Genomic DNA, 12,286 nt, shown 5'->3' with positions numbered 1-12,286 from the left:
GACCGTGGAAAATCTCATCGCGCTGCTCGTCGGGGCACCCCTGCTCGGCGCGGCCGTCCTGCTCTGCGGCGGACGGCGGCTCGACAAGATCGGGCACTGGATCGGCACGCTGTTCGCGGCCGTCTCCTTCGCCCTGGGCCTGGCCCTCTTCGCCGACATGCTCGGCAAGGGCGCCGAGGACCGTGCCCTGCACCAGCGGCTCTTCTCCTGGATCCCCGTGGAGGGCTTCCAGGCGGACATCGCCTTCCAGCTCGACCAGCTGTCGATGACGTTCGTCCTGCTGATCAGCGGAGTCGGCACGCTCATCCACGTGTACTCCATCGGTTACATGGAGCACGACGAGCGCCGCCGCCGCTTCTTCGGCTATCTCAACCTGTTCGTCGCGGCGATGCTGCTGCTCGTCCTCGCCGACAACTACCTGCTGCTGTACTTCGGCTGGGAGGGCGTCGGCCTCGCCTCGTACCTCCTGATCGGCTTCTGGCAGCACAAGCCCAGCGCGGCCACCGCCGCGAAGAAGGCCTTCCTGGTCAACCGGGTCGGCGACATGGGCCTCTCCATCGCCATCATGATCATGTTCACCACCTTCGGCACCTTCGCCTTCGGGCCGGTGCTCGGGGCGGTCGGCGAGACGTCCCAGGGCACGCTGACCGCGATCGGTCTGATGCTGCTGCTCGCCGCCTGCGGCAAGTCGGCCCAGGTGCCGCTGCAGTCCTGGCTCGGGGACGCGATGGAGGGCCCGACCCCGGTCTCGGCCCTCATCCACGCGGCCACGATGGTGACCGCCGGCGTCTATCTGATCGTCCGCTCCGCGGACATCTTCAACGCCGCCCCGGACGCCCAGACGGTGGTCGTCGTGGTCGGCGCCGTCACGCTCCTCTTCGGTGCGATCGTCGGTTGCGCCAAGGACGACATCAAGAAGGCGCTCGCCGGATCGACGATGTCGCAGATCGGCTACATGATCCTGGCGGCCGGACTCGGCCCCATCGGCTACGTCTTCGCGATCATGCACCTGGTGACCCACGGCTTCTTCAAGGCCGGACTGTTCCTCGGCGCCGGTTCGGTCATGCACGGCATGAACGACGAGGTCGACATGCGGAGGTACGGCGGCCTGCGGAGGTACATGCCGGTCACCTTCGTCACCTTCGGCCTCGGCTACCTCGCGATCATCGGCTTCCCCGGCCTGTCCGGCTTCTTCTCCAAGGACATGATCATCGAGGCGGCCTTCGCCAAGGGCGGCACCCAGGGCTGGATCCTCGGCTCGGTCACCCTGCTCGGCGCGGCCATCACCGCGTACTACATGACCCGCGTGATGCTCATGACCTTCTTCGGCGAGAAGCGCTGGCAGCCCGACGCCGAGGGACACGAGCCGCACCCGCACGAGTCCCCGAAGTCCATGACGATCCCGATGATCCTGCTGGCCTTCGGGTCGGTCTTCGCGGGCGGCATCTTCGGCGTCGGCGACCGGTTCGTGCACTGGCTCGAACCCGTCACCGGCTACGCGCACGGCCACCCGCCGATCAGCGCCGCCGCCGTCACCTCCGCCACCGTCGCCGTCATGGTGATCGGCGTCGGCCTCGCCTACCTCCAGTACGGGCGCAGGCCCGTCCCGGTGGTCGCCCCGCGCGGCTCGCTGCTCACCCGGGCCGCCCGCCGCGACCTGCTCCAGGACGACTTCAACCACGTCGTCTTCGTCCGCGGCGGCACCCACCTGACCCGCTCCCTGGTCTACGTCGACCACAGCCTCGTCGACGGCGTGGTCAACGGCACCGCGGCCTCCGTCGGCGGGCTCTCCGGCTGGCTGCGCAAGCTCCAGAACGGCTACGCCCGCTCGTACGCGGTCTCCATGTTCGGAGGTACTGCGGTGCTGATCGCCGCGACCCTGCTGATGAGGGCGGTGTAACCAACATGTCCTTCCCGCTCCTTACCGTGACGGCAGCGGTTCCGGCGGTCGGTGCCATCCTCACCGCCGCCGTCCCCGCCGCCCGCCGCACCGCCGCCAAATGGCTGGCGCTGCTGATCTCCCTCGCCACGCTGGGACTCGCCGCCGTCGTCTTCGTACGGTTCGAGCCCGGCGGCGAGCGTTACCAGCTGACCGAATCCCACTCCTGGATCAAGGACTTCGGGGTCCGGTACGAACTCGGCGTGGACGGCATCGGAGTGGCGCTGATCGCGCTCACCGCGCTGCTGATCCCGTTCATCGTCCTCGCGGGCTGGCACGACGCCGACCCCCTGGAGACCACCTCCAAGCGGTGGCGCCCGACCCAGGGCTTCTTCGCCCTGATCCTCATGGTCGAGGCGATGGTGATCCTCTCCTTCGAGGCCACCGACGTCTTCCTCTTCTACATCCTGTTCGAAGCCATGCTCATCCCGATGTACTTCCTCATCGGCGGCTTCGGCGACCGCGCCCACGCGGGCTCCGACGAGAACGCGGCGGCCCAGCGCTCCTACGCGGCGGTCAAGTTCCTCCTGTACAACCTGGTCGGCGGCCTGATCATGCTGGCAGCCGTCATCGGGCTCTACGTGGTCGCGGGGAACTTCTCGCTCACGGAGATCGCGGCGGCGCGCGCCGACGGCTCCCTGGAGATGGCGACCAACACCGAGCGGCTGCTCTTCCTCGGCTTCTTCTTCGCCTTCGCGGTGAAGGCGCCGCTCTGGCCGCTGCACACCTGGCTGCCGAACGCGATGGGGGAGGCGACCGCCCCGGTCGCCGTCCTCATCACCGCCGTCGTCGACAAGGTCGGCACCTTCGCGATGCTCCGCTTCTGCCTCGGGCTCTTCCCCGAGGCCTCGAAGTGGGCCACCCCCGCGATCATCGTCCTCGCACTCATCAGCATCGTGTACGGGGCGCTGGTCGCGGTCGGCCAGCGGGACATCAAGCGCCTGGTGGCGTACGCGTCGATCTCGCACTTCGGCTTCATCATCCTGGGCATCTTCGCGATGACCAGCCAGGGCCAGTCCGGTGCCACGCTCTACATGGTCAACCACGGCATCTCGACGGCCGCGCTGATGCTCGTCGCCGGCTTCCTGATCTCCCGGCGCGGCTCGCGGCTCATCGCCGACTACGGCGGGGTGCAGAAGGTCGCCCCGGTGCTCGCCGGCACCTTCCTCATCGGCGGCCTCGCGACCCTGTCGCTGCCCGGACTCGCGCCGTTCGTCAGCGAGTTCCTGGTCCTGGTCGGCACCTACGCCCGCTACCCCGTGGCCGGCGTCATCGCCACCACCGGCATCGTCCTCGCCGCGCTCTACACCCTCGTCCTGTACCAGCGGACGATGACCGGGCCGGTGAAGGAGGAGGTGCGGACGCTGCCCGACCTGCGGCCGCGTGAACTGGCGGTGGTCGTCCCGCTGATCGCCGTCCTGATCTTCCTCGGGGTCTTCCCGAAGCCGCTGACGGACGTCGTCAACCCGGCGGTGCGGCACACCATGTCCGACGTCCAGCAGAAGGACCCCCAGCCCTCTGCGCCCCAGAACGTGGAGGCGGCCAAGTGAGCACTTCCGTCGTCGCATCCCCCGTCCACAGCCTGTGGACGACGGCCGCCGAGCCGCTGAACAAGATCCCGGCGCCCCACATCGAGTACACCCAGCTCTCACCGGTACTCATCGTGATCGGCGCCGCGATCCTCAGCGTCCTCGTCGAGGCCTTCGTGCCCCGCAGGGCCCGCTACCACAGCCAGCTGTTCCTCAGCGTGGTGGCGCTCGTCGCCGCCTTCGCCGCGATCGTCGGCCTGGCGGCCGGCGGCTACGGCTCCACCAAGGCCCAGATCGCGGCCATGGGCGCCATCGCCGTCGACGGACCCGCCCTCTTCCTCCAGGGCACCATCCTCCTCGCCTCGGTCGTCGCGATCTTCACCTTCGCCGAGCGCAGGCTCGACCCGGCCGACCACGGCCACAGGGTCGACTCCTTCGCGGCCGAGGCCGCCGCCGTCCCCGGCAGCGACCACGAGAAGGCCGCCGTCAAGGCGGGGTTCACCACCACCGAGGTCTTCCCGCTGGCGCTCTTCGCCATCGCCGGCATGCTGGTCTTCCCGGCCGCCAACGACCTCCTGACGCTCTTCGTCGCCCTGGAGGTCTTCTCCCTCCCGCTGTACCTGCTCTGCGCCGTCGCGCGCCGCAAGCGCCTGATGTCCCAGGAGGCGGCCCTCAAGTACTTCCTGCTCGGCGCCTTCTCCTCGGCCTTCCTGCTCTTCGGCATCGCTCTGCTCTACGGCTACGCGGGCTCCGTCTCGTACGCCACCATCGCCGACGTCGTCGACGGCTCGGTCACCTCCGTGAACCCGGCGCTCGCCGACACCATGGGCAACGACGCACTGCTGCTCATCGGCTTCGCCATGGTCCTCATGGGGCTCCTCTTCAAGGTCGGCGCCGTGCCGTTCCACATGTGGACCCCGGACGTCTACCAGGGCGCGCCGACCCCGGTCACCGGCTTCATGGCAGCCGCGACCAAGGTCGCCGCGTTCGGCGCGCTGCTCCGCCTGCTGTACGTGGTGCTGCCCGGTCTCACCTGGGACTGGCGGCCCGTCATGTGGGGCGTCGCCGTCGTCACCATGCTGGGCGGCGCGATCATCGCCATCACCCAGACCGACATCAAGCGGCTCCTCGCGTACTCGTCCATCGCGCACGCGGGCTTCCTGCTGGCCGGTGTCATCGCGGCCACGCCCAGCGGGATCTCGTCGGTCCTGTTCTACCTCGGCGCGTACTCCTTCGTGACGATCGGCGCCTTCGCCGTCGTCACCCTGGTCAGGGACGCGGGCGGCGAGGCCACCCACCTGTCCAAGTGGGCGGGTCTCGGGCGTCGTTCGCCGCTCGTCGCGGCGGTCTTCGCGGTCTTCCTGCTCGCCTTCGCCGGCATCCCGCTGACCTCCGGGTTCTCGGGCAAGTTCGCGGTCTTCAAGGCGGCGGCGGACGGCGGCGCGGGCGCCCTCGTCGTGGTCGGCGTCATCTCCTCGGCGATCGCCGCCTTCTTCTACATCCGGGTGATCGTGCTCATGTTCTTCAGCGAGCCGAAGGCGGACGGCCCGACGGTCGCCGTGCCCTCGGCCCTGACGACCGTCGCCATCATGGCGGGCGTCGTCGTCACGCTGGTGCTCGGCGTCGCGCCGCAGTACTTCCTGGACCTGGCGAACCAGGCGAGCGTGTTCGTCCGGTAGCGGGGGTACGGCAGAGGGCCCGGTCTCCGTGCGCGGAGGCCGGGCCCTTCGTCGTACGCCTACGCCTTCGGGTGGTCCTCAGGGCAGGGGGTGCAGTGCACCCGCGGGTTGTACGGGGCGAAGACGCCCTTCGGGTTCTTCTTGAAGATCCACGCGTGGAGCGAGTAGTGGGGTCCCAGCGGCGGGAAGTCGAACCGCCCGTCGAAGCCGCGGCCGAAGAGCTGCGGCCTGGGCAGGTTCTCGTTCGGGTCGGGAACGACCCACTCGACCGCGACCAGCTCGCGCTTGCCCGTCTTGTGGTCCTCCTCGTACAGCACCGCGGCCGGCTTCGTCGGGTCGGTGGAGCCGAGGTTCGCCGGGTTGACGTAGTGGTAGCCCATGCCGCCGAGCTCCGGGTCCTCGACGCAGTCGTCGGTGCGCAGGAAGCCGTCGGCGATGGCCTTCTGCTCCGACCTGTACTTCACCGTGGCGTCGTACGTCTTCTTGAGGTCCGGGTGCGGGAAGTCGGTGACCGGCTTCGCGACGGGGGCGGCCGAGACCGCCGGGGCGGCCCCCAGGGCCAGCGATCCGGCGGCGGCCAGAGCGAGCGCGGCTATGAAGGGGCGGGGTCGTGCGGACATGTGGGTCTGCTCCTCGGGAGGGGCGCCCCGGAGCGGGGCGCCGGACGTCGGCGGGCTCTCCCCTGATCCCGCCACCTCCAGCAGCATCGGCCGCCCCAGGGGGGCGCCGCACGCGGGGTGACCCATTGGGGGGAGAGCGCCGCCGCACGTTCCCCGAAGGTCAGGCGGAGGGCACGATCCGGCCCCGGACCTCGCCGAGTGCCACCCGTGTGCCGTCCGGGCCGGGGGCCCAGGCGGTGAGGGTGACCTCGTCGCCGTCCTCCAGGAAGGTGCGCTTGCCACCGGCCAGTTCGAGGGCGTCCCGGCCGTTCCAGGTGAGCTCCAGGAGCGAACCGCGCTGGCCGACCTCGGGTCCGGACACCGTCCCGGAGCCGTACAGGTCACCCGTGCGCAGCGAGGCGCCGTTCACCGTCATGTGCGCGAGCTGCTGCGCGGCCGTCCAGTACATGGTGGAGAACGGCGGCTCCGCCACCACCTCGCCGTTGATCTCCACGGTGATCCGCAGGTCGAAGCCGCCCGGCTCCTCCTCGGCCGCGTCGTCCAGGTACGGCAGCAGCGGGAGGTCCCGCGCGGGCGGAGCGGTCCTGGCCGCGTCCAGGGCCTCCAGGGGCGTCACCCACGCCGACACCGAGGTCTGGAACGACTTCCCCAGGAACGGGCCGAGCGGCACGTACTCCCAGGCCTGCACGTCCCGCGCCGACCAGTCGTTGAGCAGGGTGAGGCCGAAGACGTGCTCCCGGAAGTCGGCCAGCGGCACCGGACGGCCGAGGTCCGACGGGGTGCCGACGAGGAAACCGACCTCCGCCTCGATGTCCAGCTTGACCGAGGGGCCGAAGACGGGGGCCGGGTCCGTCGGCGCCTTGCGCTGCCCCGAAGGACGGACGACGTCGGTGCCCGAGACCACGACCGTGCCCGCCCGGCCGTGGTAACCGATCGGCAGGTGCTTCCAGTTGGGGGTGAGCGCGTCGCCGTCGGGCCGGAAGATGCGGCCCACGTTCGTCGCGTGGTGCTCGCTCGCGTAGAAGTCGACGTAGTCCGCGACCTCGTACGGCAGGTGCAGCGTCACCTCGGCCAGCGGGTACAGCAGCGGCTCGACGTCCGCCCGGTGCGCGGGCACCGTCACCCAGGCCGTCAGCGCCCGGCGCACGTCACGCCAGGCCGTCCGCCCCGCCGCGAGCAGCGGGTTCAGGCTCGGCTGGGCGAGGAGCGCCGCGTACGGGGAGCCGAGCGCGTGCGCCGCGGCACCCGCGTCCAGCACGTGCCCGCCGATCCGGACACCGAGACGGCGCCGGTCGGGCTCGTCGGCGGTGGAGAAGACGCCGTACGGGAGGTTGTGCGGGCCGAAGGGATCGCCCTCGGCCAGGTCGAGCGGGCTGTGCTCGGACATCGGTGCGTGCCTCGCTTTCCAGGTGTGTGGGGGACACGTTACGGGGCGGGCCGCCGGGCGCGGATGACATGGATCACACGGAAAGCGGGTCCTCCGTGGGCAACTGTCCCGCTTCGCGCGCATTGCGTACGCGGGGAGGATCAACCCCGTATCCGGGCCGCGGGAACAGGGCTCCCGCGGGGGTGTCCGCGGTCATACGATCACGGTGGTATCGCGCCGCGTGAAGTCGCCGCAGGCGCGCGTCCGCACGTTCTCACTTCTCCCTGACCAGGAAAAAGGTCCCGCACTGTGAAGATTCGTCGCATTCTCGCGACCGCCGTGGCCGCCGCCGTGACCACCCCGGTCCTGCTCCTCTCAGCCGCGCCCGCGTTCGCCGACACCAAGCCGTCGCCGGCGTCGACGCAGAAGCCGCCGTCGGACGAGGACGACTTCGAGAAGCCCTCGCTCGATGAGCTGAGGGCGGCCGTCGCGCTGGCTCAGAAGGAGTACGACGAGGCCGTCGTCGCGTTCGACCAGGCCACGAAGGCGCGTGAGGCGCTGGACAAGCCCGACCACGCCCTCCGGAAGGCCGTCACCGAGGCGAAGGCCGCCGCCGAGGCCGCAGACGCCGAGAAGACCGCCGCCGACGAGGCGCTCGCCGCGGCCGTGCAGGCGGAGAAGGACCTCCTTCTCCTCCCCGAGGCCACCGAGCAGCAGAAGGCGGACGCCGCCGCCGCGGTCGTCGGGGCGAAGGAGGCCGCCGGGCTCGCCGAGACCGCCGCAGGGGCCGCCGCCACCGCCGTCACCGGGGCCGAGGGCGACCTGAACGAGGCCGTCGCCGCCGCAGACCGCCTCGTCACCCCCACCAGGAAGGTGAAGGAGGCCGCCGCCGAGGACCTCGCCGCGGCCAAGGAGGAGCTGGCGTTCTTCGAGGAGATCGGCGGGGACTGCGACGAGGACCCGGGCCTGGAGGTCGCGCTGAGCGGCCCGAAGACGGTCACCGCCGGCCAGTCCGCCATCTTCTCGCTGCGCGTCACTAACACCTCCGACCGCACCATGGACGCGGTCGACGTCTTCACTAACGCCGCGCGGCTTCCCGGCGCGGAGGAGGTCCTCGACGAGGAGACGGGCTTCGTCGACGGGCTCATCCCGGTCGAGTGGTCCTCCGCCGACAACCTGGAGTGGACGCCGGTCAGCGAGGAGTTCGAGTCCATCGAGGTCGGCAAGCTCGCCAAGGGCGCCCACTACGACGTGAAGCTGCGTCTCACGGTCGCCGCCGACGCACCCGTCGGCAACGGCGTGGCCTTCGCCTACGGCGAGTACGAGAACAACGACGGCTCCTGCGGACTCGGTGAGGAGTTCGTGGACGCCCGGTTCGGCATCCTCGCCGCCAAGACCGACAAGCCGAAGCCGGAGCCTACCCCCGAGCCCACCCCGTCGCAGACCACCGCGACGCCCACCCCGGCGCCGACCGTCTCCACCGGCGGCAACGGCAACACCACCCAGCAGGGCGGCTCGTCGCGGACGCCGGTGACCGGCACCCTCGCCGCCACCGGGGCGAACGAGAACCTCACCCGGCTCGGCCTCGCGGCCGGCGCGGCCGTCGCCCTCGGCGCCGGCGCGATGGTCGTCGCCCGTCGCCGCAAGGCCGACGCGAGCGCGTAGGCGGACGTGAGAGGCGCCCGTACCGGTCCCGATACGGGCGCCTCTCGCTTACTCAGCCCGCCGTGCGCGGGATCCGCCGCTCCCACGTGCGGTGGAAGACGACCTCGTCGCCCTCCTTGCACACCACCTCGTTCGTGGTGAGGAAGGCGTTCGCGTCGCAGGTGATCTCCGAGCGCGTGTCCACGGTGACGTCCCAGGCGTCCTCCGGCCGGTGCAGCCGGATCGCCCACTCCGAGAGCGTACGGGCGGACAGGGGGCCGCTCTCGTCGATCGTGTACGTCTCCACGGTGTCCTCGGTGAACTCCAGGCCGTCCGGGTAGACCCGCGTACCGCCGTACCTCGGGTCGACCTCCAGGGTCCATTCGCCCTTCGCCACGTCCCTGACCACCAGCCGCTCCGGGCGGGGCTCCTCCAGGGTGGCGGGGACGACCACGCCCAGAGGCTCGGACTGCTCCGGCTCCTCCCAGGTGACCGCGTCCTCGGTGGGGCGGCGGACCGGCAGAGTGAGGGAGGAACCCGCCGGGTCGAGGGTGAAGCCCGCCGCGTCCGGCTGGGGCCAGATCCACGGCCAGTACGTGGAGGAGACGGCGAGGCGGACCCGGTGGCCCGGCGGGAAGCTGTGCCCGATGCCGTTCAGTTCGACGACGAGGCTCTCCGTCTCGCCGATCTGGGCCTCCACGGCCCGGTCGCGGCCGTAGCGGGCGGAGAAGTTCAGCGCGCCCCGGGTGACGAGGGTGGAGGAACCGTCGGGGGCGATGTCGCAGAGCCGGGCGATGACCTGACCGGTGGGGGCGGCCGCGCGCACGGCGAGGGTCACGGTCGGCCGGCCGAGGATCTCGATCGCGGGGCCGTCCTCGGGGACCGCGAAGTCGAAGCAGGCCGAGTGGGCGTCCTCGGCGCGCTGGTCGGGCGGCAGGTCGGCGTCGTTGCCGAAGGGGAAGAAGCGGCCCGCGTCGAGCCCGGTCTGCTGGGGCGAGTCGACCACGACGGGCGCGCCCTGGAAGGCGTACGTGACGGGGGTGACGTGCGGGGACGGCCAGGCGGGGTCGGCGACCCAGCGGCCCGGCAGCTCCTCGTACACGGTGGCCGGGAGGTGCGACTCGCTGATCCAGGAACGCAGCAGCGGCTCGGCCATGACGTCGTTCTCGACGCCCTTGAGGTGGTGGTCCCACCAGCGCAGGGTCTCCTGGAGGAAGCCGATGGCGGGCCCGGGCGGCAGGCCGCGGTCCGGGTACTGGTGGGACCAGGGGCCGATGATCCCGCGCACCCGGTCCTGGGGGAGGTGCTGGGCGAGGCGCAGGACGGTGTCCCGGTACGGGTCGTGCCAGCCGCCGACGGCGAGGACGGCGGCCTTGATCGCGGAGTAGTCCTCGCAGACGCTGCCGTGCTTCCAGTAGGCGTCCCGGGTCTGGTGGGCGAGCCAGGTGTGGAGGAACGGTTCCACGGCCTCCAGGCGTCTCAGCCACATGGCGCGCCACTCCTCGCCCACGTGACGCGGGTCGGGCGGGCGGCAGACGAAGGCGAGCATGGTGGCGGCGAAGGCGTGCATGTCGACGGCGAGGACGGAGCCGCCCATGTAGTGGACGTCGTTGTCGTAGCGGTCGTCGGTGGAGCAGACGGTGACGACCGCCTTGAGCGGTTCGGGGGCGAGGGCGGCGATCTGGAGCGCGTTGCAGCCGCCCCAGGAGATGCCGAACATGCCGACCCGGCCGGTGCACCAGGGCTGCTCGGCGAGCCAGTGCACGACGGCCACGCCGTCCGCGAGCTCCACGGCGTCGTACTCGTCGCCGGGCAGGCCCTCGCTGTTGCCGTGGCCGCGGACGTCGACGCGTACGGAGGCGTAGCCGTGCCCCGCGTACCAGGGGTGGCGCTGCCGGTCGCGGGGCGCGGTCCAGTCGGTGAGGCGGTAGGGCAGGTACTCCAGGAGCGCCGGTACGGGCTCGTCGGTGAGCGGGCGCCACACGCGCGCGTACAGCCGCGTGCCGTCCGGCAGCGGGATCCGCACGTCGTCGTGCCGGGTCTCGTACGGGAAGTCGGTACGGATCTTCACCTCGGTCACCTCCCGGCTTCCTTCGGGTCGCCGTCGATCGCTGTTCGGGACAAAGCGCCTACTCCTGGCCCTATGAGCTGATCACGAACATACCGGGGGTGACGGGAAGGCGCCCACGGTGATCGAAAGGTGACCGGATACGCTGGCTTGAGTGAATCCAGCGACACATCGACAATCCGTGTGATCTTCAACGGTCCACCGGAGCGGTCCGTGTGATCGTCAGCAGGCGTCAGCAGACAGGAGACCTCCTCGTGACCGTCGTCGGGCCGTTCGGTCTTAGCGTGCGGGACCAGGCTCTTGAGGCCGATGTCCAGACCGGGTTGGCGGCTGTGGAGGCGGGCCTCCTGGACGCCACCAAGAGCGATGTCCCCTTCATCACGGAGGCCGCGCAGCACCTCGTCATCGCGGGCGGCAAGCGCTTCCGGCCCCTGCTCGTGATGCTCGCCGCGCAGTTCGGAGACCCCTACGCGCCGGGCGTCGTGCCCTCCGCCGTCGTCGTCGAGCTCACTCACCTGGCCACGCTGTACCACGACGACGTCATGGACGCGGCCGACGTCCGGCGCGGGGTCCCCAGCGCCAACACCCGCTGGGGCAACTCGATCGCCGTCCTCACGGGTGACTTCCTCTTCGCCCGCGCCTCGCACACCCTCGCGGACCTCGGCCCCGAGGCCGTACGGATCCAGTCCGAGGCGTTCGAACGGCTCGTGACCGGGCAGATCCTGGAGACCGCGGGCCCCGGCGACGGCCACGACCCCGTCGCCCACTACCTCGACGTCCTCGGCGGCAAGACCGGCTCGCTCGTCGCCGTCTCCTGCCGCTTCGGCGCCATGATGGCCGGCGCCGACGAGAGCGTCGTCGACACCCTCACCCAGTACGGCGAGCGGCTCGGTGTCGCCTTCCAGCTCGCCGACGACGTCCTCGACATCGCCTCCGACTCCCACGAGTCCGGCAAGACCCCCGGCACCGACCTCCGCGAGGGCGTCCCCACCCTGCCCGTCCTCCACCTGAGGGCCGCCGCGGCCGCCCACGGGCGCCCGGAGGACCTGGAGCTCGTCGCCCTCGTCGACGGCGACCTCAGCGACGACGGGCGGCACGCCGAGACCCTGCGCCGGCTGCGCGCCCACCCCGCCCTGGAGCAGGCCCGCCGGGACACCGTGCGGTACGCGGAGGAGGCCCGCGCCCTGCTCGCGCCGCTGCCCGACGGGTACGCGAAGGCGGCCCTCGCGGAGCTGTGCGACGCGGTGGTCCACCGCGCGGGCTGACACCCGGCCGGCGGTCCACCCGCGCGGCTGCCGCGCGGCCGGACGCGCCCGCGACGGGTCCTGTCCACCGCGCGGGTGAGCGGTTCTCAGGGTCGGGTCATCCCGAAGCAGTACGTGAGGTTGATCCCGGGGGCTGACGTTTTCGTACCGCCGTTTTGGTGAGATGGAGTCATCGA

Annotated in this window: 8 protein-coding genes; 5 read left to right on the top strand and 3 right to left on the bottom strand. The window is 71.2% G+C overall.

The features are described 5' to 3' along the window. The first annotated feature begins 4 nt into the window (after positions 1 to 4). Genes nuoL through nuoN form a run of 3 tightly spaced genes read left to right on the top strand, consistent with a single transcriptional unit; the run spans position 5 to position 5,147 of the window. On the top strand, positions 5 to 1,900 hold the full coding sequence (nuoL, locus tag ACFWV2_RS05045; protein WP_384401794.1) for an NADH-quinone oxidoreductase subunit L: 1,896 nt from the start codon (positions 5 to 7) through the stop codon (positions 1,898 to 1,900). A gap of 5 nt (positions 1,901 to 1,905) precedes the next feature. After that, on the top strand, positions 1,906 to 3,489 hold the full coding sequence (locus ACFWV2_RS05040; protein WP_384401791.1) for an NADH-quinone oxidoreductase subunit M: 1,584 nt from the start codon (positions 1,906 to 1,908) through the stop codon (positions 3,487 to 3,489). Beyond that, a complete protein-coding gene (gene nuoN, locus ACFWV2_RS05035; RefSeq protein ID WP_384401788.1) occupies positions 3,486 to 5,147 on the top strand; it encodes an NADH-quinone oxidoreductase subunit NuoN in 1,662 nt (553 codons plus the stop codon). The genes ACFWV2_RS05040 and nuoN overlap by 4 nt, the downstream gene beginning before the upstream one ends. A 59-nt stretch (positions 5,148 to 5,206) precedes the next feature. Here the strand turns inward: nuoN and ACFWV2_RS05030 are convergent, their stop codons facing one another. Then, positions 5,207 to 5,767 (bottom strand): hypothetical protein, encoded by a 561-nt coding sequence (locus tag ACFWV2_RS05030; RefSeq protein WP_384401785.1) that lies wholly within the window; start codon positions 5,765 to 5,767, stop codon positions 5,207 to 5,209. Positions 5,768 to 5,927: 160 nt separating this feature from the next. Beyond that, positions 5,928 to 7,154, bottom strand: coding sequence for a fumarylacetoacetase (fahA, locus tag ACFWV2_RS05025; protein ID WP_384401782.1), 1,227 nt, complete (start codon positions 7,152 to 7,154; stop codon positions 5,928 to 5,930). Between the two features lie 288 nt (positions 7,155 to 7,442). Here fahA and ACFWV2_RS05020 point away from each other — a divergent pair, with 288 nt between their 5' ends. After that, the gene (locus ACFWV2_RS05020; RefSeq protein ID WP_384401779.1) at positions 7,443 to 8,798 is read left to right on the top strand and encodes a peptidase; all 1,356 of its coding nucleotides are present in this window, start codon (positions 7,443 to 7,445) and stop codon (positions 8,796 to 8,798) included. A gap of 52 nt (positions 8,799 to 8,850) precedes the next feature. Here the strand turns inward: ACFWV2_RS05020 and ACFWV2_RS05015 are convergent, their stop codons facing one another. Then, entirely contained in the window at positions 8,851 to 10,848 is a 1,998-nt protein-coding gene (locus tag ACFWV2_RS05015) for a CocE/NonD family hydrolase (protein WP_384402472.1), read from the bottom strand. A 251-nt stretch (positions 10,849 to 11,099) separates the two neighbouring features. Between ACFWV2_RS05015 and ACFWV2_RS05010 the strand changes: the two genes are divergently transcribed. Continuing rightward, positions 11,100 to 12,110, top strand: coding sequence for a polyprenyl synthetase family protein (locus ACFWV2_RS05010; protein WP_384401776.1), 1,011 nt, complete (start codon positions 11,100 to 11,102; stop codon positions 12,108 to 12,110). Positions 12,111 to 12,286: the final 176 nt, after the last annotated feature.

This window comes from Streptomyces sp. NPDC058671 (assembly GCF_042716475.1).
GTDB lineage: Bacteria > Actinomycetota > Actinomycetes > Streptomycetales > Streptomycetaceae > Streptomyces.
This window is presented reverse-complemented; position numbering and strand designations above follow the sequence as displayed.